The following is a 25,364-nucleotide window of genomic DNA, read 5'->3' on the forward strand; positions in this document are numbered from 1 at the left end:
CCTCAACCCAGCAGCGAAATGTCGGCAACACCGAGGAACAGGCCACGCAGGCGCGCCAGCAGCGCGTAACGGTTGGCCCGCACATTGGCATCGTCGGCATTGACCATCACCGCGTCGAAGAACGCGTCGACCGGCTCGCGCAGTGCCGCCAGGCGTGCCAGCGATTCGTTGTACTGACGCGCCGCGGCCATTGGCTGCACCGCTTGATCCGCTTGCTGGATTGCCGAATACAGCGAGAACTCGTTGGCGTTGTCGAAATACTTGGCTTCGACCACGGTCGGTACCGAGCCTTCGACTTTGCTCAACAGGTTCGACACACGCTTGTTCACCGCCGCCAGCGCTGCCGCTTCCGGCAGTTTGCGGAAGGCCTGCACCGCCTGCACACGCTGGTCGAAGTCCAGCGCCGAACCCGGCTTCAGTGCACGTACCGACAGGTAGGTGGCGACGTCGACGCCTTCGTCTTCATAACGCGCACGCAGGCGGTCGAAGATGAATTCCAGCACGGCTTCGTTGAGGCCGGCAGCCTTGACCTTGCCGCCGAACGCATTCACCGCGAAGGCCACGGCGTCGTTCAGGTCCAGATCCAGTTGTTTCTCGATCAGGATCCGCAGCACGCCCAGTGCCGCACGGCGCAGGGCATACGGGTCTTTACTGCCGGTTGGCAGCATGCCGATACCGAAGATGCCGACCAGAGTGTCGAGCTTGTCGGCGATGGCGACAGCTGCACCGGTCAGGGTCGCCGGCAATTCAGCCCCGGCACCGCGTGGCATGTACTGCTCGTTCAGTGCCAGCGCGACATCCTGTGGCTCGCCGTCATTGAGGGCGTAGTAGTAACCGGCGACACCTTGCATCTCCGGGAACTCGCCGACCATTTCGGTGGCCAGGTCACACTTCGACAGCAGGCCCGCACGGGCAGCCCACGAGGCGTTGCCGCCGATGCGCGCGGCGATGTACGCGGCCAGTTTCGATACGCGCTCGGCCTTGTCGTAGACGCTGCCAAGTTTTTCCTGGAACACCACGTTCTGCAGGCGCAGGTTGAAGTCTTCGAGTTTCTGCTTCTTGTCCTGCTTGAAGAAGAACTCGGCGTCGGTCAGGCGTGGGCGCACCACTTTCTCGTTACCGGCGATGATCTGCTGCGGGTCTTTGCTTTCGATGTTGGCCACGGTAATGAAACGTGGCAGCAACTTGCCGTCGGCATCCAGCAGGCAGAAGTACTTCTGGTTGTCCTGCATGGTGGTGATCAGCGCTTCCTGCGGCACGTCGAGGAAGCGTTCCTCGAACGAGCACACCAGCGGCACCGGCCATTCGACCAGCGCGGTCACTTCGTCGAGCAGCGCCGGCGGTACGATCGCCGTGCCTTCCTGACGGGTGGCCAACTCTTCGGTGCGCTTGCTGATGATCTCGCGACGCTCGTTGGCATCGGCCAATACGTAAGCGGCACGCAGGTCGGCGAGGTAGCTCGACGGCGAACCGATGCGTACGGCTTGCGGATGGTGGAAGCGGTGACCACGGGATTCACGGCCAGCCTTCTGCGCGAGGATCGTGCAATCGATGACCTGGTCACCGAGCAGCATCACCAGCCATTGGGTCGGACGCACGAATTCTTCCTTGCGCGCACCCCAACGCATGCGTTTCGGGATCGGCAGGTCGTTCAGCGAATCTTCGACGATGGTCGGCAGCAGGCTTGCAGTCGGCTTGCCGGCGATGTTCTGGCTGTAGCGCAGTTTCGGACCACTCTGGTCGATTTCGCTCAGCTCGACGCCGCACTTCTTGGCGAAGCCCAGGGCGGCTTGAGTCGGATTGCCATCAGCGTCGAACGCGGCCTGACGTGGCGGGCCATCGAGGTTGATGCTGCGATCCGGCTGCTGAGTGGCCAGCGCAGTGATCAGCACGGCCAGACGACGTGGCGCGGCATACACGGTTTTGCTTTCGTAGCTCAGGCCGGCGGCTTGCAGGCCCTTGTCGATACCGGCGAGGAACGCATCAGCCAAAGTGTTCAGGGCTTTGGGTGGCAGTTCTTCGGTGCCCAGTTCAACCAGAAAATCTTGCGCACTCATTGTGCAGCCTCCAGCTTGGCCAGTACTTCGTCACGCAGGTCCGGGGTCGCCATCGGGAAGCCCAGCTTGGCGCGGGCCAGCAGGTAGGCTTGCGCAACGGAACGCGCCAGGGTGCGTACGCGCAGAATGTATTGCTGACGCGCGGTCACCGAGATCGCCCGGCGCGCATCCAGCAGGTTGAAGGTGTGCGACGCCTTCAGCACCATTTCGTAGCTCGGCAACGGCAGCGGCTGGTCGAGTTCGATCAGGCGCTTGGCTTCGCTTTCATAGAAGTCGAACAACTCGAACAGTTTGTCGACGTTGGCGTGTTCGAAGTTGTAGGTGGACTGCTCCACTTCGTTCTGGTGGAACACATCGCCATAGGTGACTTTGCCGAACGGGCCGTCAGCCCAGACGAGGTCGTAGACCGAATCGACGCCTTGCAGGTACATCGCCAGACGCTCGAGACCGTAGGTGATCTCGCCGGTCACCGGGTAGCACTCGATGCCGCCCGCTTGCTGGAAGTAGGTGAACTGGGTGACTTCCATGCCATTGAGCCAGACTTCCCAGCCCAGACCCCAGGCGCCGAGGGTCGGCGATTCCCAGTTGTCTTCGACGAAGCGGATGTCGTGCACCAGCGGGTCGAGGCCGACATGCTTGAGCGAGCCCAGGTACAGTTCCTGGAAGTTGTCCGGGTTCGGCTTCAGGACTACCTGGAACTGGTAGTAGTGCTGCAGACGGTTCGGGTTTTCGCCGTAACGGCCGTCAGTCGGACGGCGGCTTGGCTGCACGTACGCGGCGTTCCAGGTTTCCGGGCCGATGGCGCGCAGGAAGGTCGCGGTGTGGAAAGTGCCGGCGCCTACTTCCATATCGTAGGGCTGAAGTACCACACAACCTTGCTCGGCCCAGTATTGCTGGAGCGCGAGGATCAAGTCTTGGAAGGTACGCACGGCTGGCGTAGGCTGGCTCACGAAATTCACCTGTTTCTTGGGCTGCGATTTAAAGAGCGGGAGTATACCCGATTCGTTGCTGCGCACGCCCCCTGGAGCCTTATGCCACGCTGCTTTTGGTGTACCGAAGATCCGCTGTACATGGCTTATCACGATCAGGAGTGGGGCACGCCGCTGCGCGATGCGCAGGGTTTGTTCGAGTTGCTTTTGCTCGAAGGGTTCCAGGCCGGGTTGTCGTGGATCACTGTGCTGCGCAAACGCGAGCGTTACCGTCAGGTGCTGTTCGGCTTCGATGTGCAGCGCGTGGCGCAGATGAGTGACGCCGAAATCGACGAGCTGATGCTCGACCCGGGCATCATCCGCAATCGCCTGAAACTCAACGCCGCGCGGCGCAATGCCCAGGCGTGGCTGGCGCTGGAGGATCCGGTGGCATTGCTCTGGTCGTTCGTGGGCGACCAACCGATCATCAATCATTTCAAGGATCGCAGCGAAGTCCCGGCGATCACCCCCGAAGCGCTGGCAATGAGCAAAGCGCTGAAAAAAGCCGGCTTCACTTTCGTCGGCCCGACCATTTGCTACGCGCTGATGCAGGCCTCGGGCATGGTCATGGACCACACCCAGGATTGCGACCGCTACGCGCAGCTCGCCAACGCCGGTTAGAATGCCCGCCTCGCGCACAGCACAAAGATCAGGAGTGACCTGTGGAAAAGTTTAAAGGCGCCTTGCTGGTAGGCGCTCTGCGGCTGTTTGCCCTGCTGCCATGGCGAGCCGTGCAGGCCGTGGGTTCGGCGATCGGCTGGATCATGTGGAAAACCCCCAACCGTTCCCGCGACGTGGTGCGGATCAACCTCGCCAAGTGTTTTCCCCAGATGGATGCGGCCGAACGTGAGCGTCTGGTCGGGCAAAGTCTGAAAGACATCGGCAAGTCGCTGACCGAAAGCGCCTGCGCGTGGATCTGGCCGGCGCAGCGCTCGATCGATCTGGTTCGCGAAGTTGAAGGCCTCGATGTGCTCAAGGAGGCGCTGGCCTCGGGCAAAGGCGTGGTCGGCATCACCAGCCACCTCGGCAACTGGGAAGTGCTCAACCACTTCTATTGCAGCCAGTGCAAACCGATCATTTTCTACCGTCCGCCGAAGCTCAAGGCAGTGGATGAATTGCTGCGCAAACAGCGCGTGCAACTGGGCAACAAGGTCGCAGCGTCGACCAAGGAAGGCATTCTCAGCGTCATCAAGGAAGTGCGCAAGGGCGGTGCCGTGGGCATTCCCGCCGACCCGGAACCGGCCGAATCCGCCGGGATTTTCGTGCCGTTCTTCGCCACACAGGCGCTGACCAGCAAATTTGTGCCGAACATGTTGGCCGGCGGCAAAGCGGTCGGTGTGTTCCTGCATGCGCTGCGCCTGCCTGACGGCTCGGGCTACAAAGTCATTCTCGAAGCCGCGCCAGAAGCCATGTACAGCACCGATACCGCAGAGTCCTGCGCAGCCATGAGCAAAGTGGTCGAGCGTTACGTCGCGGCGTATCCGAGCCAGTACATGTGGAGCATGAAACGCTTCAAGAAGCGTCCGCCGGGCGAGGCGCGCTGGTACTGAGCAACTTCGATGGGGTGACGGTTGATGCAGACGGGCTCGCCTTGCTCAATCGGTAGCTCAAGGCGCCTGCCGCTCGAGCTTTTTCAGGAATACCGTCATCTCCTTCTCGGCCTGTTTGTCACCGTGGGCGCGGGCCGCTTCCAGGCCCTGTTCCCAGGCCTGGCGCGCAGCGGCGTGATCGTCTAGCGCCAGCTGCGCCTTGCCCAGCAGCTTCCACGCCGCCGAGTATTTCGGATCGAACGCGACACAACGCTGAAAATGCTCGGCAGCCTTGGCGTTTTCGCCCAAGTCCAGATAACCCTTGCCCAGACCGAAGCGCAGCAGGGCGTTATCCACACCCTTGGCGAGCATTTTTTCCAGGGATTCGAGCATTTTTTGCAACCTCGTTTGAGTGATCGTTCCCACGCTCCGCGTGGGAATGCCTCAATGGACGCTCTGCGTCCGCTTATGGGGCGCAGAGCGTCCCGGGCTGCATTCCCACGCGGAGCGTGGGAACGATCAACCTCAGAAAAAGCTCAACCCCACATGAAACAGCTTCTCCACATCGCGAATATGCTTTTTATCCACAAGGAACAAAATCACGTGGTCGCCCGCTTCGATCACCGTGTCGTCGTGGGCGATGATCACTTTCTCGTTGCGGATCACCGCGCCGATGGTGGTGCCGGGCGGCAGGCCGATCTTCTCGATCGGCTTGCCGATGACCTTGCTCGATTTGGCATCACCGTGGGCAATCGCCTCGATCGCTTCCGCCGCGCCGCGGCGCAGTGAGTGCACGCTGACGATATCGCCTCGACGCACATGGGCGAGCAAAGTGCCGATGGTCGCCAGTTGCGGGCTGATGGCGATGTCGATGTCGCCGCCCTGGATCAGGTCGACGTAGGCCGGGTTGTTGATGATCGTCATGACCTTCTTCGCCCCCAGCCGTTTGGCCAGCAGCGACGACATGATGTTGGCTTCGTCATCGTTGGTCAGAGCGAGGAAGATATCGGCGTCGGCGATGTTCTCTTCCAGCAGCAGATCGCGGTCCGAGGCACTGCCTTGCAAGACCACGGTGCTGTCGAGGGTGTCGGAGAGGTAGCGGCAGCGCGCCGGGCTCATCTCGATGATCTTCACCTGATAACGGCTTTCGATGGCCTCGGCCAGGCGCTCGCCGATCTGTCCGCCACCGGCGATGACGATGCGTTTGTAGGTTTCGTCGAGGCGGCGCATTTCGCTCATCACCGCGCGAATGTCTTCGCGGGCGGCGATGAAGAACACTTCGTCATCGGCTTCGATCACCGTGTCGCCCTGAGGCAGGATCGGCCGGTCACGGCGGAAGATCGCCGCCACGCGGGTTTCGACGTTCGGCATGTGCTCGCGCAACTGGCGCAGTTGCTGACCGACCAGCGGCCCGCCGTAATAAGCGCGCACCGCCACCAGTTGCGCCGCGCCTTCGGCGAAGTCGATCACCTGCAATGCGCCGGGATGCTGGATCAGGCGTTTGATGTAATTGGTCACGACCTGCTCGGGACTGATCAGCACGTCGACCGGAATCGCTTCGTTCTGGAACAGCTGTTCCTCGCGATTGAGATACGACGCTTCGCGCACCCGGGCGATTTTGGTCGGCGTGTGGAACAGCGTGTGCGCGACTTGGCAGGCGACCATGTTGGTCTCGTCGCTGTTGGTCACCGCGACCAGCATGTCGGCGTCGTCGGCACCGGCCTGGCGCAGCACCGACGGCAGTGAGCCCCGGCCCTGCACGGTGCGGATGTCGAGGCGGTCGCCGAGGTCGCGCAGGCGCTCGCCATCGGTATCGACCACAGTGATGTCGTTGGCCTCGCTGGCCAGATGTTCGGCCAGCGAACCGCCGACCTGTCCCGCACCGAGGATGATGATTTTCATCCAGTCACTCCATGAATCCGTTTAGCCGCGCGCGGCGGCGATCTTGATCAGCTTGGCGTAGTAGAAGCCGTCATGCCCGCCCTGCTGGGCCAGCAACTGGCGACCATGGGGCTGCTTGATGCCGGCCGCGGTGGCCAGATCCAGTTCCCGCGCGCCGGGGGTGCGCTCGAGGAACGCGGCGATGACTTCGGTGTTCTCGGTCGGCAGCGTCGAGCACGTGGCGTAGAGCAGGATGCCGCCGACTTCGAGGGTTTTCCACATGGCGTCGAGCAGTTCGCCTTGCAGTTGTGCGAGCGCGACGATGTCGTCGGGCTGGCGGGTCAGCTTGATGTCCGGATGGCGGCGGATCACCCCGGTGGCCGAGCATGGCGCATCGAGGAGGATGCGCTGGAACGGTTTGCCGTCCCACCATTTGTCGATATCGCGACCGTCGGCGGCGATCAGTTCAGCGTCGAGGCCGAGGCGCTCGAGGTTTTCCTTCACCCGCACCAGACGCTTGGCTTCCAGATCCACCGCTACCACGCCAGCGAGCGCCGGTTCGGCTTCGAGGATGTGGCAGGTCTTGCCGCCAGGGGCGCAGCAGGCGTCGAGCACCCGCTGCCCCGGCGCCAGATCAAGCAGGTCGGCAGCCAGTTGCGCGGCTTCGTCCTGCACGCTGATCCAGCCTTCGGCGAAACCCGGCAGGCTGCGCACGTCGGCAGCGGCTTCGAGGACGATGCCGTCGCGGCTGTAAACGCACGGCGTCGCGGCAATCCCGGCAGCGCCCAGCAGTGGGAGATAAGCGTCGCGGCTGTGATGGCGACGGTTGACCCGCAGGATCATCGGCGGATGCGCGTTGTTTGCTGCGCAGATCGCTTCCCACTGCTCGGGCCAAAATGCCTTCAGGGATTTTTGCAGCCAGCGCGGGTGGGCCGTGCGCACCACCGGATCGCGTTCCAGCTCAGCGAAGATCGTCTCGCTTTCGCGCTGGGCAGTGCGCAGCACCGCGTTGAGCAGACCTTTGGCCCAAGGCTTTTTCAGCTTGTCGGCACAACCGACGGTTTCGCCGATGGCGGCGTGGGCCGGCACGCGGGTGTAGAGCAATTGGTACAGACCAACCAGCAGCAACGCCTCGACATCAGCGTCGGCGGCCTTGAACGGTTTCTGCAGGAGTTTTTCCGCCAGTGCCGACAGGCGTGGCTGCCAGCGCGCGGTGCCGAAGGCCAGGTCCTGAGTGAAACCGCGATCGCGATCCTCGACCTTGTCCAGTTGCGTCGGCAGGGAGCTGTTCAGCGAGGCTTTGCCGCTGAGTACGGCAGCGAGTGCCTTGGCGGCGGCCAGACGCGGATTCATTGCGAGTCCACCGCTGCGCCGAGGACGCTGCCGACGGCGAATTTCTCGCGGCGGCTGTTGAACAGGTCGCTGAAGTTCAGCGCCTTGCCGCCGGGCAATTGCAGGCGGGTCAGACAGAGCGCTTGTGCACCGCAGGCGACAATAAGGCCGTCCTTGCTGGCGCTGAGGATTTCACCCGGAGCGCCAGTGCCGTCGGCCACGGTGGCGGCCAGCACTTTCAACGCTTCGCCATTGAGCGTGCTGTGGGTGATCGGCCACGGGTTGAAGGCGCGGACCAGACGTTCCAGCTCCACCGCCGGACGGTTCCAGTCGATGCGTGCTTCGTCTTTGTTGAGTTTGTGCGCGTAGGTTGCGAGCTCGTCGTTCTGCACCTCACCTTGCAGGGTGCCGGCAGCCAGACCGGCAATCGCCTGCACCACAGCTGGCGGCCCCATCTCGGCGAGGCGATCATGCAGGGTGCCGCCAGTGTCATCGGCGCTGATCGGGGTGACGACCTTGAGCAGCATCGGCCCGGTGTCGAGACCGGCTTCCATGCGCATCACTGTTACACCGCTTTCGGCGTCGCCGTGTTCGACCGCGCGCTGAATCGGCGCCGCACCGCGCCAGCGCGGGAGCAATGATGCATGGCTGTTGATGCAACCCAGACGCGGAATATCCAGCACCGCTTGCGGCAGGATCAAACCGTAAGCGACCACCACCATCAGATCCGGCTTCAGCGCGGCCAGCTCCGCCTGGGCGTCGGCATTGCGCAAGGTCGGCGGCTGCAATACCTGGATATTATTTTCCAGGGCCAGTTGTTTGACCGGGCTCGGCATCAGTTTTTGCCCACGGCCGGCCGGGCGATCCGGCTGGGTGTAGACCGCGACGATCTCGTACGGGCTGCTCAGCAGGGCCTTGAGGTGTTCGGCGGCGAATTCCGGGGTACCGGCAAAAACAATGCGCAGTGGCTCAGTCATGAAAGGCGTCTCATAAAAAGAAAAAGGCTTGCCGCAGCAAGCCTTTGAAGAGGGGCATCAAGCGTTCTGGCGGTGCAGCTTTTCCAGCTTCTTCTTGATCCGGTCGCGTTTGAGCGTGGACAGGTAATCGACGAACAATTTGCCGTTGAGGTGGTCGCATTCGTGCTGGATGCACACCGCGAGCAGGCCTTCGGCGATCAGCTCATAGGGCTTGCCGTCGCGGTCCAGCGCCTTGATTTTGACCTTTTGCGGGCGGTCGACGTTTTCGTAGAAGCCCGGTACCGAGAGGCAGCCTTCCTGATACTGGTCCATCTCGTCGGTCAGCGGTTCGAACTCGGGGTTGATGAACACCCGTGGCTCGGTGCGGTCTTCGGACAGGTCCATCACGACGATACGTTTGTGCACGTTGACCTGGGTCGCGGCGAGGCCGATGCCCGGCGCTTCATACATTGTTTCAAACATGTCGTCGACCAACTGACGCACTTCGTCGTCCACTACAGCCACTGGTTTGGCGATAGTGCGCAGACGCGGGTCCGGAAATTCGAGGATGTTTAAAATGGCCATAGGCTTCGCTTGCTGCACACGTTGAGTAAAGTCGGGTCGATGGCCTGGCGGGTCCGAAGATGCAGGCTACCGTTGTGAAGCGTAGCTTCTGAAAAACAGAAGCGAGCCACGGGGGCTCTGACGATTCACGCGAATGCACATGATAAAGGGATTCACTGCATGAGGAAAACACTACTCGCCCTGCTGCTTCTGGCTTCGGCTGGCGCGTCGCAAGGGCAAGTGCAACTCAGGGATGGTTTTCCACAGCAATACACGGTGGTTTCCGGAGACACGCTCTGGGACATTTCCGGCAAATACCTGCGCGAGCCCTGGCAGTGGCCACAACTGTGGCGGGCCAATCCGCAGATCGAAAACCCCAACCTGATCTATCCCGGCGACACACTGACCCTCAGCTACGTCAACGGCCAGCCGCAACTGACCGTCCATCGTGGCGAGTCGCGCGGCACCATCAAACTCTCGCCACGGATTCGCACCAGCCCGGTGGCTGAGGCGATTCCGAGCATTCCGCTGAAATCGATCAACAGCTTTCTGCTGAGCAACCGTATCGTCGACAAGGCCGAAGACTTCGACAAGGCCCCGTACATCGTCGCCGGCGATGCCGAACGGGTGCTCAGCGGTACAGGCGATCGCATCTTCGCGCGCGGCCATTTCGATCCGGAGCAGCCGGTGTACGGCATCTTCCGCCAGGGCAAGGTCTACACCGATCCGCAGACCAAGGAATTCCTCGGCATCAACGCCGACGATATCGGCGGCGGCGAGGTTGTTGCCACCGAAGGCGACGTCGCCACCCTCGCCCTGCAACGCACCACCCAGGAAGTGCGCCTCGGTGACCGCTTGTTCGGCGGTGAAGAACGTTCGATCAATTCGACTTTCATGCCCAGCGCGCCGAAGCGTTCCATCGACGGGCTGATCATTGACGTGCCACGCGGCGTTACGCAGATCGGCGTGATGGACGTGGTTACCCTGAACAAAGGCAAACGTGACGGTCTGGCCGAAGGCAATGTTCTGGCGGTGATGAAAACCGGCGAAACCGTGCGCGACCGGATCACCGGCCAGCCGCTGAAAATTCCCGATGAACGCGCCGGCCTGCTGATGGTGTTCCGCACCTACGACAAACTCAGTTACGGCCTGGTCCTCAATGCTTCACGCTCGCTGGCGGTGCTCGACAAGGTGCGAAATCCGTAAGCGTGCTTAACAAGTTACCAACAGAGTTATCCACAGCTTGTTCCGAATGGTTCGGAGCATAGAACGATCAAGGATGATCCATTCATGTTGTCTGTCAGTACGGCCATTTCCCCGGCGGAACTGGAAGCGCGTCTGCGCCTGCACCGCATGCCGGATATCGGCCCCAAGCGTTTTGCCAAATTGCTCGAAGCCTTCGGCTCGGCGTCGAAAGCCCTCAGCGCGCCGGCCAGTGCCTGGCGCTCACTGGGGTTGCCGGCGGCCTGCGCCGAAGCACGGCGTTGTCCAGCGGTGCGCGACGGCGCCAGCCACGCAATGCGCTGGCTAGAGCGTCCCGATCAACATTTGCTGATGTGGGATCAAGCGGATTACCCAGCGTTGCTGGCGCAAATTGCCGATCCGCCGCCGCTGTTATTCGTCGCGGGCGATCCGTCGATTCTGGAAAAACCGCAACTGGCGATGGTCGGCAGCCGCCGCGCTTCGCGCCCGGGCATGGATACAGCGGCGGCGTTTTCCCGCAGTCTGGCCGGGGCCGGTTTTGTCATCAACAGTGGTCTGGCGCTGGGCATCGATGCCGCTGCCCATCAGGCAGCACTCGACGTTGGTGGCTTGACCGTGGGTGTGCTTGGGACGGGCCTGGAAAATTTTTATCCACAACGCAATAAACGCCTGGCCGAGGCGATGATTGGCTCGGGCAGCGCGGTGCTTTCCGAGTTTCCGTTGGACGCCGGGCCGAGCCCGAGCAACTTCCCCCGGCGCAACCGCATTATCAGCGGGTTGTCCCTTGGCGTGCTGGTGGTCGAGGCCAGCGTTGCCAGCGGTTCGTTGATCACCGCGCGGCTGGCAGCCGAACAGGGCCGCGAGGTTTATGCCATTCCGGGCTCGATCCATCACCCCGGCGCGCGCGGTTGTCACCAATTGATTCGCGACGGGGCGGTGCTGGTGGAGACTATCGAACACATCCTCGAAGCCCTGCGCGGCTGGCAGCAGCCGTTGTTATCCACAGCGGCGGTGCAGGCCGATCACCCGTTGCTGGCGCTGCTGCACGCGGCGCCGCACACCAGCGAGGCCTTGGCCGCGAGTTGTGGCTGGGCGTTGCCGAAAGTGCTGGCAACGTTGACCGAGCTGGAAATCGAAGGCCGTGCGGTATGCGAAAACGGTCGCTGGCTGGCGCGGTCGAGCTAGGTTTTACGAGGAAGATCGGTAAACTGCGCGAAACCTGTTTGTGGGAGAGTTTTTTCATGGTCAACAGTTGGCGTGTGCAACAAGCCGCGCGTGAAGTTCGCGCCGGCGCGGTGATTGCCTATCCAACCGAAGCCGTCTGGGGGCTGGGTTGCGACCCGTGGAATGAAGACGCGGTGGACCGCTTGCTGGCGATCAAGAATCGCTCGGTGAGCAAAGGGCTGATCCTGGTCGCCGACAACATCCGCCAGTTCGATTTCCTCTTCGAGGACTTCCCTCAGGACTGGATCGACCGCATGGCCAGTACCTGGCCGGGGCCGAACACCTGGCTGGTGCCGCACCAGAACCTGTTGCCGGAATGGGTCACAGGCGTGCATGACACCGTGGCGCTGCGGGTCAGCGATCACCCCCAGGTGCGCGACCTGTGCTCGCTGGTCGGGCCATTGATTTCCACATCGGCCAACCCCCAGGGGCGACCGCCGGCGCGCACGCGTTTGCGCATCGAGCAGTATTTCCGTGGTCAGGTCGATCTGGTGCTGGGCGGCAGCCTTGGCGGGCGCAAGAATCCCAGCGTGATCCGCGACCTGGCCACCGGTAACGTCGTTCGTCCTGACTGACGCCATTCTTTTTATTTTTTTGCGGACTCCTCGGCGTCGACGAGGAGTTCTGCGCATGCCCGCACTTTATTCCTGCATTCGTTCAAAACTTATCCGTTGCCATTGTTCTTTCATGCGTCAGACGAATCTTTGAGTCTGAAATATCTGTAAGTTTTCCCACGTGATTCTCAGAACGCGTGCAGTGGCGAGATTTCCAAAAGCATCCATTCTTTCAATGTGCTTGAAGCAACTTCGAAATATTAATGGCTGCGGAGAAGTAATGGATATTACCGATTTACACCTCAAGGATTATCTGCAGGGCTTTCAGGAGACACTCAAGAATCAACAGGCCGACTATCGTGTGGCCATTGTCGAGGCAGGATCGGATGCCGGGGAATTTGAACGCTTCATCAATCGACAGTTTCGCCTGCGATTGCAGCATTACATGCTCACCTCCAGAGCCCGGGCGCTGGAAACTCGACTGGCGATCACCTCACGCAGCACGCACTTCTTGTTGTATCAGCGTGATCAGCTTATTGCGGTGCTGCGGGCAACTCCGGCGCCCTTCGAATGGGCTTCACTGGCGCAGCATCATGTGTCTCCCACTGTGGCATTGGCGCGCCACGTCGAGTTCAGCCGTCTGATCACCCATTCCCAGCAGCACCGGCCGGTGTCGGTCAATGGTCTGCTTGCCACCGCTGCGGAATGGGCGATTGATCGCGGATATCAGGGAGTCACGGCCTTGTGCAGATCGCCACAGCGGCAAATGTATCAGCGCTTCGGCCTGACACCGATCGCTTCGCAGGCAATGCATATCGAGCAGCGTGCCCGGGGCGATTATTGGCTGTTGTCTGCCGAGTGGCGACAAATCCTGATGGCCCTGGATCAGCCTGTGAACATGAACGCGCATCAGCCGGAGTATCGTGATGTTTTTAACCGTCAGTATTGATCCGCCAGTGATTGAAGAGTGGGCTGAGAAATGGCTCGTATATGAATCGAAGAAGTTGCGCAGGAAGTTCGCCGGTCGTAGACCAGCGGCGAAGAAACTTCACCGTAAGATGTACTTGATATAGCCGCAAGATACTCGGCGAACTCATGGAAGAGTTCACCGAGTATCAACTTGAAGCGTTATGGCAGCAGAATCGTGGAACCGGTCGTGCGCCGTGCCGACAGTTCGGTTTGTGCTTTCGCCGCATCCGCCAGTGCATGGCGCTGGCTGATGTCGACCTTCAGTTTGCCACTGATGATCATCTCGAACAGCTCGTCGGCCATGCGCTGCAGGTTCTCGGCGTTGTTGGCGTAGGTCGCCAGCGTAGGCCGGGTGACGTACAACGAGCCCTTCGCGGCAAGAATGCCCAGATTGACGCCGTCGACTGCGCCCGAAGCATTGCCGAAACTCACGACCAGGCCACGTGGTGCGACGCTGTCCAGGGATGTGAGCCAAGTGTCCTTGCCGACGCCGTCATACACCACCGGGACTTTCTTGCCGTCAGTCAGCGCCAGCACGCGCTCGGCAACGTTTTCATGGCTGTAGTCGATGGTCGCCCAGGCGCCGTTGGCTTTGGCCAGCTCGGCTTTCTCCTTCGAGCTGACGGTGCCGATCAGCTTCACGCCCAGCGCTTTGGCCCATTGGCAGGCCAGCGAGCCGACGCCACCAGCTGCGGCGTGGAACAGAATGGTTTCGCCGCCCTGCACTTGGTACGTCTGGCGCAGCAGGTATTGCACGGTCAGGCCCTTGAGCATGACGCCGGCGGCAGTTTCGAAACTGATTTCATCGGGCAGGTGAACGAGATTGTCCTGCGGCAGCACATGCAGCTGGCTGTAGGCGCCGAGCGGGCCGCTGCCGTATGCCACGCGATCGCCGACCTTGAACCGGGTGACGTCGCTGCCCACCGCTTCGACCGTGCCGGCGCCTTCCGATCCCAGGCCGGACGGCAACGCGGGCGGCGCATAGAGGCCGCTGCGGTAATAGGTGTCGATGAAGTTCAGGCCGATTGCCTGGTTGGCCACGCGCACCTGATTCGGCCCGGGGGCAGCGGGTTCGTAGTCAACATATTCGAGCACTTCGGGACCGCCGTGGGCGCGGAACTGGATACGCTTTGCCATCTGCCTGCTCTCCTTGGGTCGTTGCTAAGCCCTCTATCCAACTCCCCTGCTTGATCTTCGTCAACTGCGGCGCGCCGGTCTGCGATGGTATGCTACGCGCCCATTTGCGCCGCCCGCCTGCCGGGGCGCCGCCCGATTCAAGGTGAAGCCATGACGACCCGCACCGACGCCGTAAAGGCCTATCTGCTCGATCTGCAAGACCGCATCTGCGCTGCACTGGAAACCGAAGACGGCGGCAAATGCTTCGTCGAAGACGCCTGGACCCGGCCGGCGGGCGGTGGCGGGCGCACCCGCGTGCTGGAAAACGGCACGTTGATTGAAAAGGGCGGGGTCAACTTTTCCCACGTGTTCGGCAGCGGTCTGCCGCCGTCGGCCAGTGCCCATCGGCCGGAACTGGCCGGGCGTGGTTTCGAGGCGCTCGGCGTGTCGCTGGTGATTCACCCGCACAACCCGCATGTGCCGACCTCCCACGCCAACGTGCGTTTTTTCATTGCTGAAAAAGAAGGCGAAGAACCGGTCTGGTGGTTCGGCGGCGGTTTCGACCTGACCCCGTACTACGGCGTTGAAGAAGACTGCATTCATTGGCACCGCGTCGCCGAGCAAGCCTGTGCGCCGTTCGGTGCGGACGTCTATCCGCGTTACAAAGCCTGGTGCGACACCTATTTCCATATCAAGCATCGTCATGAGCCACGTGGCATTGGCGGTCTGTTCTTCGACGATCTGAACGAGTGGGATTTCGACACCAGTTTCGCCTTCATGCGCACCATCGGCGATGCCTACATCGAGGCCTACCTGCCGATCGTGCAGCGGCGCAAGAATGACGCGTTCACCGCTCAGCAGCGCGAATTCCAGGAATTCCGTCGTGGCCGCTACGTCGAATTCAATCTGGTTTACGACCGTGGCACGCTGTTCGGCTTGCAGTCGGGTGGCCGTACCGAATCGATTCTGATGTCGCTGCCGCCGCAAGTGCGCTGGGGTTATGACTGGAAGGCCGAGCCGGGCAGCGCAGAAGCGCGTCTGACCGAGTATTTCCTGCAGGATCGTGACTGGCTGGCCGAGGCCTGAGGACGGGTGATGGATCGTTACGTTGTTTTTGGTAACCCGATCGGCCACAGCAAGTCGCCGATGATTCACCAGTTGTTCGCCGAACAGACCGGCCAACGCCTCGATTACAGCACGCTGCTGGCGCCGCTGGATGATTTTCCCGGCTGCGCCACGGCGTTCTTTCGCGAAGGCCGCGGCGCCAATGTGACGGTGCCGTTCAAGGAAGACGCTTACCGTCTGGCCAACAGCCTGACCGCCCGCGCGCAGCGGGCCGGTGCGGTGAACACCTTGAGCAAACTGGACGACGGTTCGCTGCTCGGCGACAACACCGATGGCGCCGGCCTGGTCCGTGATCTGACGGTCAATGCCGGCTTCAGCCTGACCGGCAAGCGCATCCTTTTGCTCGGCGCCGGCGGCGCGGTGCGCGGTGCGCTGGAGCCGTTGCTGGCAGAGAAACCGGCCTCGGTGATCATCGCCAATCGCACGGTGAACAAGGCTGAGCTGCTGGCGGAATTGTTCGGCGATCTGGGGCCGGTGTCGGCCAGTGGTTTCGACTGGCTGCGCGAGCCGGTGGACGTGATCATCAACGCCACTTCCGCGAGCCTGACCGGCGACGTTCCGCCGATCGCGCCAAGTCTGATCGAGCCGGGCCAGACCCTGTGCTACGACATGATGTACGGCAAGGAGCCGACCGCGTTCTGTCGCTGGGCCACTGAGCACGGCGCGGCGCTGGCGATGGATGGTCTGGGCATGCTTGCCGAACAGGCGGCCGAGGCATTCTGGCTGTGGCGCGGCGTACGCCCGGATACCGCGCCGGTACTCGCCGAGCTGCGCCGCCAACTGGCCCTTTAACTTTTGCTCCCACATTGAAATGCGATCAATGTGGGAGCGAGCCTGCTCGCGAATCGCATCACCACCAATGTCAGCTCAATCCTCAAACCTGATCGGGCACTTCTCCGCCCCCTCCAGCTTCCTCAGTTCCTCCACCACTGGCGGCCGCGCCCGGCGCAAGGTCAGGCTGCGACCCTGGCCCAGCAGCCGTCGCGCTTCCTGATGCAGCATCTCTACCCCTGAATAATCGATGAAGTTGATCTGCTGTGCCTCGATTACCACCCGCGCGCCATGCAGGCGTTGCAGGCGCACCTGCAGGTAATGGCTGGCGCCGAAAAAGATCGAACCGCCCACCCGCAGCACATCGTCGTCACCGTCGCGCCAATGCTGCACCCGTGGTTGCGAGGTGCGCTTGAGGTAAAAGAACAACGACGCCAGCACCCCGGCGTAAATCGCCGTCTGCAATTCCAGCAGCAAGGTCGCGAGACAGGTCAGGGCCATCACCACGAACTCGGCACGGCTGACTCGCAGCAAAGCGCGAATGCCCCGGTGATCGACCAGACCCCAGGCAATCAACAGGATGCTGCCGGCCATGGCGGGGATCGGAATATGCGCGATCAGCCCCGCGCCGAACACCGCGAACAGCGCCACCCATATCGCCGAAAACACTCCGGCCAGTGGCGAGCAGGCACCCGCCTCGTAACTCAGACCTGAGCGGGTAAACGATCCGGCGGACAGCGACCCGGAAAAGAACGCACCGACAATGTTCGACAGACCCTGTGCGCGGACTTCCTGATTGGCGTCGAGCAACTGTTGCGAGCGCGCCGATATCGAACGGGCGATCGACAGACTGGTGACCAGCCCGAGCATGCCCACCGCCACGGCGCTTGGCAGCAGGCGCAGGATCACCTCCAGATCCAGCGGCAAGGCGCTCAGCGGCGGCAGGCGTCCGACGAAAGCGCTGACCAGATGCACATGACCGAACATTCCTGGCCAGATCCACACCAGCAGACTGGCCAGCACCAGCGTGAGCAACAGCGTCGGCCAGCGCGGCAGGAGTTTTTTCAGGGCCACGCCGACGATTACCGTGGCGACGCCGAGTATCAGCGAAGGCTTATCCACAGCCCCCAGATGTCGCAGCAGATCCATCAGGCTGGCGAGCGCTGTGGTGTTGGCCGGCAAATCCAGCCCGAGCAGATTGGGCAATTGCCCAATGGCGATCACCACGGCGGCACCGAGGGTGAAGCCGAGCACTACCGAATGCGAAACGAAATTCACCAGCGCGCCGAAGCGCAGCAAACCGAGCAGCCACTGGAAAATCCCCGCAAGGAACGTCAGCAGCAGGATCAGGGTGATGTAGTCCTCGGACGCAGGCACGGCGAGCGGGCTGACGCTGGCGTACAGCACAATCGAAATCGCTGCCGTCGGGCCGCAGATCAAATGCCATGAGGAACCCCACAGGCACGCGATCAATACCGGGATGATCGCCGCATACAGCCCGTATTCCGGTGGCAGCCCGGCAATCAGCGCGTAGGCAATCGACTGGGGTAAGGCGAGAATCGCACCGCTGAGGCCGACGATCAGGTCCCGCCCGACGCTGGCGCGGGTTTGCCGTGGCAACCAGCTCAGGAAAGGAAAAAGTGAATGGCGGCTGGGGAAGGCCATGGGTCCTCGCGGTTGGGGTTTTGTTCAAGGTTATCAGGGTGTCAGGTGTAAAAGCCCTCACCCTAGCCCTCTCCCTGAGGGAGAGGGGACTGACCGAGCTGTTTGTTGAAGATTCACCGACCTGCGATTTCGGCGTTGAACGCAAGTCTTGATTCAACAGCGATCGGCTCCCTTTCCCCCTCGCCCCCTTGGGGGAGAGGGCTGGGGTGAGGGGGCAAAAATCTCCAGCCGAACGCTATTCCAGCAACCCTGAGATCAAAGCTTGGCCTTCACCTCCGCCAGCGCATCCTTGCCATCCAGCGTCTTCACGCCGTCGAGCCACGTGTCCAGCACCGCCGGATTGGCTTTGATCCACGCCTTCGCCGCTTCGGCATTGCTGACCTTCTTGTTCACCACCTCGGCCATGATGCTGTTCTCCATGTCCTGAGTGAACGACAGATTGGTCAGCAACTTGCCCACATTCGGGCAGGCCTCGGCGTAGCCCTTACGGGTCAGGGTGAAAACGTTGCCAGTGTCGCCGAAGTATTTTTCGCCGCCCTTGAGGTAACGCATTTTCAGCTGCACGTTCATCGGGTGCGGGGTCCAGCCGAGGAAGGTGACGAATTTCTGTTTCTTCACCGCCCGCGACACTTCGGCGAGCATCGCCTGTTCGCTGGACTCGATCAGCTTCCACTGGCCCATGTTGAAGTCGTTCTTCTTGATGATTTCCTGCAGCGAAATGTTCGCCGGCGCGCCTGATCCGATGCCGTAGATTTTCTTGTCGAACTTGTCGGCGAATTTGTTCAGGTCGGCAAAATCATGCACACCCGCCTCCCAGACATAGTCGGGGACGGCGAGGGTGAATTCGGTGCCTTCGAGGTTTTTCGCCAATTGCGTCACATCACCGGTGGCGACGAACTTGTCATAGAAGCCCTGCTGCGCCGGCATCCAGTTGCCGAGGAACACGTCCACCTGGCCATCCTTCAAGCCGCCAAAGGTGATCGGCACCGCGAGGGTGTCGACTTTGGCCTTGTAGCCCATGCCGTCGAGCAGAAATCCGGTGATGGCATTGGTCGCGGCGATGTCGCTCCAGCCCGGATCGGCCATCTTCACGGTTTCGCAACTTTGCTCGGCGAAGGCCGAGGTGCTGCTCAATGCGATCAGGCCAACGGTGACAGCTGTGGATAACTTGCGCATGGACTTCCCCTTAACGTTATTGGTTTTGGCAGGGTTGTGGATAACGGGCCTTGCGCTCCAGATCATCAAGGTCGATGTGGTTGCGCATGTACTGCTGACTGGCATCGACCAGTGGCTGGTGATCCCAGCTCTTCAGCTTGCCGATGGTTAACGCATCGGCGACGAAACGGCGTCGGCGCTGGCTGGCCAGTACGTCCCGATGGATCGACGGAATGTCCCACTTGGCCCGCGCTTCCGCGAGAAAGTCTTCGAACAGCTGACGATGTTGCGGCGATTGGCTCAGTTCCTCTTCTTCGCGCGGATCGTTATCCACATCGAAGAGTAGGCACGGGTCGCTTTCGCTGTAGATAAATTTGTAGGCGCCGCGGCGGATCATCATCAGCGGGCTGACAGTGCCTTCGGCCATGTATTCGCCGAACACCTCGTCATGCCCGCCCTGCCCTTGCAGGTGCGGCAGCAACGAACGACCGTCCAGTGGCAAGCCGGGCTCCAGCGTGCCACCGGCCAGATCCACGAAGGTCGGCAGCAGGTCGGCGGTGGATACGGCGGCACTGACCCGGCCGGCCTCGAATTGTCCCGGTGCGCTGATCAGCAGCGGCACCCGCGCGGCCATCTCGAACCAGTGCATTTTGTACCAGAGGCCTTTCTCACCGAGCATGTCGCCGTGGTCACCGGAGAAGACGATGATGGTGTCATCGAGCAACCCGGTTTCCTCGAGGGTTTGCAGCAGTTTGCCGACATTGGCATCGATATAGCTGCAAGCACCGAAGTAGGCGCGACGGGCATCGCGGATCTTATCCACAGGCAGCGGCTTGTCCCACAGGTCGTAAACCTTGAGCAGACGTTGCGAGTGCGGATCGAGTTCGTCCTGGTTCAAGGCTGTAGGCAACGGAATATCAGCATCGTCATACAGATCCCAGAAAGCCTTGGGAATCGTGTACGGATCGTGCGGGTGGGTCATCGACACAGTCAGGCAGAACGGCTGATCGCCGTCCTCGCGGATGTGATCGAACAGGTATTGCTGCGCCTTGAACACCACCTCTTCGTCGAAATCCAGCTGATTGGTGCGCACGCACGGCCCGGCCTGCAATACCGAAGACATGTTGTGATACCAGCTCGGCCTTACGTCCGGCTCGTCCCAGTTCACCGCCCAACCGTAATCGGCCGGGTAGATGTCGCTGGTCAAGCGTTCTTCATAACCGTGCAACTGATCCGGCCCGCAGAAATGCATCTTGCCCGACAGCGCGGTGCGGTAGCCGAGACGCCGCAGGTAATGCGCGTAAGTCGGAATGTCGGCAGAGAAATCAGCGGCGTTGTCGTAGGCGCCGATCTTGCTCGGCAACTGGCCACTGACCAGGGTGAAGCGCGACGGCGCGCACAGCGGGCTGTTGCAATAGGCAGCATCGAACACCACGCCTTGGGCGGCGAGGCGGGACAGATTCGGCAGTTTGATCGGCGATGGGCCGTAGAACGGCAACATTGGCGCGGCCATTTGATCGGCCATGATGAAAAGAATGTTCTTGCGCTTCATGTGATCGCGGCATTCCATGTTGAATATTTATGCGAGAGTGCTGCGATCGAGCATGGATTCCATGCCTGTTCCGGTAAAGCCCGCGCTGGACAATGACTAGGATAAGTACAGCTTATGTATGACGCCCTCGGTGACCTCTCCCTCGATCTGCTGCGCGCTTTTGAAGCGGCGGCCCGCCATCGCAGTTTTACCGCTGCTGCGGTGGAGCTTGGCACCACGCAGCCTGCGATCAGCCAGCAAATGAAACGTCTGGAAGAGCAGCTCGGTACGCGCCTGTTCGACCGGATTTACCGGGGTATCGAGTTGACAGAGGTTGGCGCCCTGCTGTTCGAGCAAGTTACCCTCGGTTTGCAGAATATCGACGCAGGATTGAGCGCAATCAGCACTCAGCAGCAACATGAAGTGCTGCAAGTGGCCACGGATTTCGCTTTCGCCGCTTATTGGCTGATGCCGCGCCTGCATCGCTTCCATGAGGCCAATCCGCATATCGATGTCAGCCTGGTCACCAGCGAGCGCAACCACAACATGCTGCGCACCGACATCGACGTGGCGATCCTGTTTGGCGATGGTCGATTCAAGCAGGGCGAGAGCCACTGGCTGTTCAGCGAAGAGGTGTTCCCGGTGTGCAGTCCGCTGCTGCTAAAGGGGCGTTCATTGCCGCTGCCCGCGCAGGCACTGCTGGAATTTCCGCTGTTGCATCTGCGTGGGGAAAACAGCAGCAACTGGTTCGACTGGAGTGGCTTGTTTCGTCAATTGGGCCTGACTACGCCGCCAGCGCCGGGGCAATTGCGCTTCGACAATTACACCTTGCTGATTCAGGCGGCGATTGGCGGACAAGGCGTGGCGATTGGCTGGCGGCACCTTGTGGATAACTTGCTGGTGCAGGGTTTGCTGTGCCGGCCGCTGGCGGAAACCACGCTGTCGCGCCTTGGCTATTACGTTGTGCTGCCGCAACGCAAACGTCGGGGTGCGTTGATTCAGGAATTTGTTGATTGGTTAATGGCGGAACAGGCCAGCAGTGCCGAATCGCTTAACGGTCTGGCCCTGCCCTCAATTGCGGTGTGAAGAGCAAAAGATCGTCCGATCTTTTACGAATCAGAAGCCGCCACAAAATTCACATGCTGCCCCACATGCAGGTTCAACCGCAGCTCATCGGCGATGCCCACCGCGACACGGTTCAATCGCTCCAGCGGTTCGGCCAGTCCCGGTTCGAGATTGCCGCCGACCTGACTGAAGTGCTCGATGGTCAACCCGGCCACGCCATGCGGCGCATTGACCAAGGTCCAGCGCAGTGAGCTGCTTTGTACCGCCTCGAGGATTTCTTCGGCAGCGTGACGTTGCAGACGCTCGTCATTGTCAGGCTCGTCGAGCACACCGAAGTTGCCGACCAGAAACAGGCGCGGCACGCTGGCCAGTTGCAAACCTTCGACCAGCGCGTCGACTGCCAGCACTTGTTCCACCGGCCCCAGCGTCACCGAGCGCTCAACGTGGTCGCTGCTGAACGGCAACCCCGGAGCGTCCAGCAGGCAGATCACCGCCGAGCTGCCGGCGACGCTCTGATTGACCCGCTCGGCATCGAACAGATCGCCGGTTTTGGTGCGCAACCCCGGACGCGGCGCGAGTGCGGTGAGATCGTCGAGAATGGCGATGACTTCGTGTTGGCGACGCAGCAATTCAGCCATCAATGCACCGCCCAAGCTGGCCATGGCACCATAAAGCACCACTTTGACCACTGGGGTCTCGGCATTTTTCATGGCTGTTTTCCTTATAGTTGTCCTATATGACCTGTGACGGTGGAAACAGCCAAGGGTTCGAACCGATTGAGAGGCAACACGATGCAAGGGATCAAGGGCTATCACGCCCATGTCTATTTCGACGCGCAAACCATCGACCAGGCGCGGGCCTTGTGCGAACAGGCCGCGCAGTTGTTTGCGCTGAAAATGGGCCGCGTGCACGAACGCCCGGTGGGGCCGCACCCCGACTGGAGCTGCCAACTGGCTTTCGGTCCCGAGCTGATCGGCGAGGTGCTGCCATGGCTGGCGCTCAACCGCAAGGGCCTGGTGGTATTCCTGCATCCGGACACGGGCGATGACTTGCTCGACCACACCGAACACGCGATCTGGATGGGCGCGGTGCGGCCGTTGGATCTGTCGATTTTTTAACCAGATGCTGACGCTGAACTGATAACGGATATGTCCAGACTGCCAGCCAGCGCTGACTGTCCGTTTATCCGCATCGCTACCAACCCCGTATTCATTGGCTGTCGTTGCATCCGACCGCCGGTTGATCATTCATTGATCGCTTTCGCTCGCGAAAGGTAGCTGAAAGCTTCCCCGATTAGGATCGCCCCACTCCCGGCAACAGACCGGTTGGCCCAAGCCCTGTGTTTGTTCCACAGGCCCGGCCCAATTAACAACAACAATGGTGATTCTGATGTCTTCTGCAACCCGCCGTTTCTCCCGCTTCCTGCTGGTCACTCCGCCCGTACGCCTCGCGCCTGCCGTTCTGCGCTGATCCCGCCCGATCCGCTCATTCCATTAGCCGCGCTACGCCTGGAGTATTCCCATGCTGACTTTCCTTGGCTTCGCCATGGTCATCACGTTCATGTTCCTGATCATGACCAAGCGCCTGTCCGCGCTGATCGCCCTGATCATCATCCCGATCCTGTTCGCGCTGTTCGGTGGTTTCGCGCCGAAGATCGGCCCGATGATGCTTGAAGGCATCACCAAACTGGCGCCGACCGGCGTGATGTTGATGTTCGCCATTCTGTATTTCGCCTTGATGATCGACTCCGGCCTGTTCGACCCGGCCGTGCGCAAGATTCTCAAACTGGTCAAGGGCGACCCGTTGAAAGTTTCGGTCGGCACCGCCGTTCTGGCGCTCGTCGTTTCCCTCGATGGTGACGGCGCGACCACTTACATGATCTGTGTGGCCGCCATGCTGCCGCTGTACAGCCGCATCGGCATGAGCCCGCGGATCATGGCCGGTCTGATCATCCTCGCCGGTGGCGTGATGAACATGACCCCGTGGGGCGGCCCGACCGCCCGCGCGGCGAGTGCCCTGCATGTCGACCCGTCGGACATTTTCGTACCGATGATCCCGGCCATGGCCGCCGGTGTCGTGGCGATCCTCGTGATTGCCTACTTCTACGGCAAGCGTGAGCGTGCCCGCCTCGGTGAACTGCACCTGGTCGGCGATGAGATCGATCACAGTGAAATCAGCGTCTCGCAATTCCCTGACGCACGCCGTCCGAAGCTGATCTGGTTCAACGCCGCACTGACTTTCGGCCTGATGTGCACGCTGATCGGCGGTCTGTTGCCGCTGCCGGTGCTGTTCATGGTGGCGTTCAGTATCGCCATGATCGTCAACTACCCATGCCTGCAAATGCAGAAAGATCGTGTCGCGGCGCATTCCGGCAGCGTGCTGGCAGTGGTCGGGCTGATCTTTGCGGCGGGTATCTTCACCGGTATCCTGTCGGGCACCGGCATGGTCGATGCGATGTCGAAGAGCCTGTTGGCGGTGATTCCGGATTTCCTCGGCCCGTACCTGGCGGTGATCACGGCACTGGTGAGCATGCCGTTCACCTTCTTCATGTCCAACGATGCGTTCTATTACGGTGTATTGCCGGTGCTGACCGAAGCGGCCAGCCACTATGGGATCACTGCGGTGGAAATGGCCCGTGCCTCGATCGTCGGCCAGCCCGTCCACTTGCTGAGCCCGTTGGTGCCGTCGACCTATCTGTTGGTGGCGCTGGCCGGTATCGATTTCGGTGATCACCAGCGTTTCACCCTGAAATGGGCGATCCTGGTGTGCATCTGCATTCTGATTGCTGCACTGCTGTTGGGGACTTTCCCGATGTTCAGCACTCTATAAGCCCAAGACTCACCGTTACGGGTCCTGGCTTCGCGGTTTGAAGCCCGGACCTTTTTCGGTTCAACATTTGCTCAAAGGAATACACATGGATTGGCTGACCAACCCCGAAATCTGGGTTGCCTTCTTTACCCTGACCGCCCTGGAAATCGTCCTCGGTATCGATAACATCATCATGATTTCGATCCTGGTCAGCCGCATGCCCAAGCACATGCAGGCGCGCACGCGGATCTTCGGTCTTGGCCTGGCCATGGTCACCCGGATCCTGTTGCTGCTTTCGATCACCTGGGTCATGCGCCTCACTGCCGATCTTTTCGAAGTGTTCGGCCAGGGCATCTCCGGTCGCGACCTGATCCTGTTCTTCGGTGGCCTGTTCCTGTTGTGGAAAAGCTCGCAGGAGATGTACCACGCGCTGGAAGGCGAAGACGAAAGCGACGACGCGCCATCGGGCAAGGGCGGCAACTTCCTCTACACCATCATCCAGATCGCGATCATCGATATCGTCTTCTCGCTGGACTCGGTGATCACTGCCGTCGGCATGGTCTCCCACGTTCCGGTCATGGTCGCGGCGATCGTCGTGGCGGTGCTGGTGATGATGCTGGCCTCGGGCAAGATCAGCGAATTCATCGACAAGCACCCGTCGCTGAAAATGCTCGCCCTGTCCTTCCTGCTGGTGGTCGGTACCGTGCTGATCGCCGAATCGTTCGACGTGCACGTGCCAAAAGGCTACGTCTACTTCGCCATGGCGTTCTCGCTGGCGGTTGAGGCTATCAACATCAAACTGCGCGGCGCGATGGCCAAGAAGAGACAGCAACAGGATCCGGTGAAACTGCGCAAGGATGTGCCGGGCCAATAATCCGGTAGTCCCGGCAG

General features: G+C 61.1%; 24 protein-coding genes. 12 read left to right on the forward strand and 12 right to left on the reverse strand.

Annotated elements, in window-relative coordinates; genetic code table 11:
- Positions 1–2 precede the first annotated feature (2 nt).
- Both glyS and glyQ read right to left on the reverse strand, forming a co-directional pair.
- The gene (gene glyS, locus D8U82_RS24730) at positions 3–2,057 is read right to left on the reverse strand and encodes a glycine--tRNA ligase subunit beta (RefSeq protein ID WP_024014953.1); all 2,055 of its coding nucleotides are present in this window, start codon (positions 2,055–2,057) and stop codon (positions 3–5) included.
- Positions 2,054–3,007, reverse strand: a complete 954-nt coding sequence (gene glyQ, locus D8U82_RS24735; RefSeq protein WP_003187265.1) for a glycine--tRNA ligase subunit alpha — start codon at positions 3,005–3,007, stop codon at positions 2,054–2,056. The genes glyS and glyQ overlap by 4 nt, the downstream gene beginning before the upstream one ends.
- A gap of 81 nt (positions 3,008–3,088) precedes the next feature.
- On the opposite strand from glyQ, the gene D8U82_RS24740 reads away from it, so the two are divergent.
- The gene (locus tag D8U82_RS24740) at positions 3,089–3,646 is read left to right on the forward strand and encodes a DNA-3-methyladenine glycosylase I (protein ID WP_056791133.1); all 558 of its coding nucleotides are present in this window, start codon (positions 3,089–3,091) and stop codon (positions 3,644–3,646) included.
- A 41-nt stretch (positions 3,647–3,687) separates the two neighbouring features.
- Positions 3,688–4,575 carry a lysophospholipid acyltransferase gene (locus D8U82_RS24745; protein WP_016772383.1) on the forward strand — a complete coding sequence of 296 codons (888 nt, stop codon included), beginning with the start codon at positions 3,688–3,690 and terminating at the stop codon, positions 4,573–4,575.
- A 57-nt stretch (positions 4,576–4,632) separates the two neighbouring features.
- On the opposite strand, the gene D8U82_RS24750 is transcribed toward D8U82_RS24745, so the two are convergent.
- From D8U82_RS24750 to def, 5 genes are all read right to left on the reverse strand, one after another.
- Positions 4,633–4,947: a tetratricopeptide repeat protein gene (locus D8U82_RS24750; RefSeq protein WP_130903173.1), complete on the reverse strand. Its 315-nt coding sequence runs from the start codon at positions 4,945–4,947 to the stop codon at positions 4,633–4,635.
- Positions 4,948–5,079: 132 nt separating this feature from the next.
- Positions 5,080–6,456 carry a Trk system potassium transporter TrkA gene (trkA, locus tag D8U82_RS24760; protein ID WP_016772381.1) on the reverse strand — a complete coding sequence of 459 codons (1,377 nt, stop codon included), beginning with the start codon at positions 6,454–6,456 and terminating at the stop codon, positions 5,080–5,082.
- Positions 6,457–6,477: 21 nt separating this feature from the next.
- Positions 6,478–7,788 carry a 16S rRNA (cytosine(967)-C(5))-methyltransferase RsmB gene (gene rsmB, locus D8U82_RS24765; RefSeq protein ID WP_125927331.1) on the reverse strand — a complete coding sequence of 437 codons (1,311 nt, stop codon included), beginning with the start codon at positions 7,786–7,788 and terminating at the stop codon, positions 6,478–6,480.
- Positions 7,785–8,744, reverse strand: coding sequence for a methionyl-tRNA formyltransferase (gene fmt, locus D8U82_RS24770; RefSeq protein WP_130903174.1), 960 nt, complete (start codon positions 8,742–8,744; stop codon positions 7,785–7,787). The genes rsmB and fmt overlap by 4 nt, the downstream gene beginning before the upstream one ends.
- A gap of 57 nt (positions 8,745–8,801) precedes the next feature.
- On the reverse strand, positions 8,802–9,308 hold the full coding sequence (def, locus tag D8U82_RS24775) for a peptide deformylase (RefSeq protein WP_016772378.1): 507 nt from the start codon (positions 9,306–9,308) through the stop codon (positions 8,802–8,804).
- A gap of 159 nt (positions 9,309–9,467) precedes the next feature.
- On the opposite strand from def, the gene D8U82_RS24780 reads away from it, so the two are divergent.
- The 4 genes from D8U82_RS24780 to D8U82_RS24795 all read left to right on the forward strand — a co-directional run bounded on the left by D8U82_RS24780 (position 9,468) and on the right by D8U82_RS24795 (position 13,217).
- Positions 9,468–10,493: a LysM domain-containing protein gene (locus D8U82_RS24780; RefSeq protein ID WP_130888791.1), complete on the forward strand. Its 1,026-nt coding sequence runs from the start codon at positions 9,468–9,470 to the stop codon at positions 10,491–10,493.
- Positions 10,494–10,577: 84 nt separating this feature from the next.
- Positions 10,578–11,675: a DNA-processing protein DprA gene (gene dprA, locus D8U82_RS24785; protein ID WP_130888792.1), complete on the forward strand. Its 1,098-nt coding sequence runs from the start codon at positions 10,578–10,580 to the stop codon at positions 11,673–11,675.
- 56 nt (positions 11,676–11,731) lie between these two features.
- A complete protein-coding gene (locus D8U82_RS24790) occupies positions 11,732–12,289 on the forward strand; it encodes an L-threonylcarbamoyladenylate synthase (protein WP_039757175.1) in 558 nt (185 codons plus the stop codon).
- Positions 12,290–12,548: 259 nt separating this feature from the next.
- Positions 12,549–13,217 (forward strand): hypothetical protein, encoded by a 669-nt coding sequence (locus tag D8U82_RS24795; protein ID WP_125927328.1) that lies wholly within the window; start codon positions 12,549–12,551, stop codon positions 13,215–13,217.
- 179 nt (positions 13,218–13,396) lie between these two features.
- Here D8U82_RS24795 and D8U82_RS24800 read toward each other — a convergent pair whose 3' ends face one another.
- On the reverse strand, positions 13,397–14,374 hold the full coding sequence (locus tag D8U82_RS24800; protein WP_125927327.1) for a quinone oxidoreductase: 978 nt from the start codon (positions 14,372–14,374) through the stop codon (positions 13,397–13,399).
- Between the two features lie 150 nt (positions 14,375–14,524).
- Here D8U82_RS24800 and hemF point away from each other — a divergent pair, with 150 nt between their 5' ends.
- Positions 14,525–15,439, forward strand: coding sequence for an oxygen-dependent coproporphyrinogen oxidase (gene hemF, locus D8U82_RS24805; protein ID WP_125927326.1), 915 nt, complete (start codon positions 14,525–14,527; stop codon positions 15,437–15,439).
- A 9-nt stretch (positions 15,440–15,448) separates the two neighbouring features.
- Positions 15,449–16,270 carry a shikimate dehydrogenase gene (gene aroE, locus D8U82_RS24810; protein ID WP_130888793.1) on the forward strand — a complete coding sequence of 274 codons (822 nt, stop codon included), beginning with the start codon at positions 15,449–15,451 and terminating at the stop codon, positions 16,268–16,270.
- A 75-nt stretch (positions 16,271–16,345) separates the two neighbouring features.
- Here the strand turns inward: aroE and D8U82_RS24815 are convergent, their stop codons facing one another.
- From D8U82_RS24815 to betC, 3 genes are all read right to left on the reverse strand, one after another.
- Entirely contained in the window at positions 16,346–17,914 is a 1,569-nt protein-coding gene (locus D8U82_RS24815) for a SulP family inorganic anion transporter (protein ID WP_130888794.1), read from the reverse strand.
- Between the two features lie 255 nt (positions 17,915–18,169).
- Positions 18,170–19,090 (reverse strand): choline ABC transporter substrate-binding protein, encoded by a 921-nt coding sequence (choX, locus tag D8U82_RS24820; RefSeq protein WP_130903175.1) that lies wholly within the window; start codon positions 19,088–19,090, stop codon positions 18,170–18,172.
- Positions 19,091–19,106: 16 nt separating this feature from the next.
- Positions 19,107–20,621: a choline-sulfatase gene (gene betC / locus D8U82_RS24825; protein WP_130888796.1), complete on the reverse strand. Its 1,515-nt coding sequence runs from the start codon at positions 20,619–20,621 to the stop codon at positions 19,107–19,109.
- A gap of 114 nt (positions 20,622–20,735) precedes the next feature.
- Between betC and D8U82_RS24830 the strand changes: the two genes are divergently transcribed.
- Positions 20,736–21,686 carry a LysR family transcriptional regulator gene (locus D8U82_RS24830; RefSeq protein ID WP_122880238.1) on the forward strand — a complete coding sequence of 317 codons (951 nt, stop codon included), beginning with the start codon at positions 20,736–20,738 and terminating at the stop codon, positions 21,684–21,686.
- Positions 21,687–21,709: 23 nt separating this feature from the next.
- On the opposite strand, the gene D8U82_RS24835 is transcribed toward D8U82_RS24830, so the two are convergent.
- Positions 21,710–22,375: an NAD(P)H-binding protein gene (locus D8U82_RS24835; RefSeq protein ID WP_041476500.1), complete on the reverse strand. Its 666-nt coding sequence runs from the start codon at positions 22,373–22,375 to the stop codon at positions 21,710–21,712.
- Between the two features lie 81 nt (positions 22,376–22,456).
- Here D8U82_RS24835 and D8U82_RS24840 point away from each other — a divergent pair, with 81 nt between their 5' ends.
- The 3 genes from D8U82_RS24840 (at position 22,457) to D8U82_RS24850 (ending at position 25,347) form a co-directional block, all read left to right on the forward strand.
- Positions 22,457–22,783, forward strand: coding sequence for a DOPA 4,5-dioxygenase family protein (locus D8U82_RS24840; RefSeq protein ID WP_056791177.1), 327 nt, complete (start codon positions 22,457–22,459; stop codon positions 22,781–22,783).
- 403 nt (positions 22,784–23,186) lie between these two features.
- The gene (locus D8U82_RS24845) at positions 23,187–24,494 is read left to right on the forward strand and encodes a CitMHS family transporter (protein ID WP_073470799.1); all 1,308 of its coding nucleotides are present in this window, start codon (positions 23,187–23,189) and stop codon (positions 24,492–24,494) included.
- Positions 24,495–24,579: 85 nt separating this feature from the next.
- A complete protein-coding gene (locus D8U82_RS24850; protein WP_024014971.1) occupies positions 24,580–25,347 on the forward strand; it encodes a TerC family protein in 768 nt (255 codons plus the stop codon).
- Positions 25,348–25,364: the final 17 nt, after the last annotated feature.

The organism is Pseudomonas sp. Sample_23, from assembly GCF_004307595.1.
GTDB lineage: Bacteria > Pseudomonadota > Gammaproteobacteria > Pseudomonadales > Pseudomonadaceae > Aquipseudomonas > Aquipseudomonas atacamensis.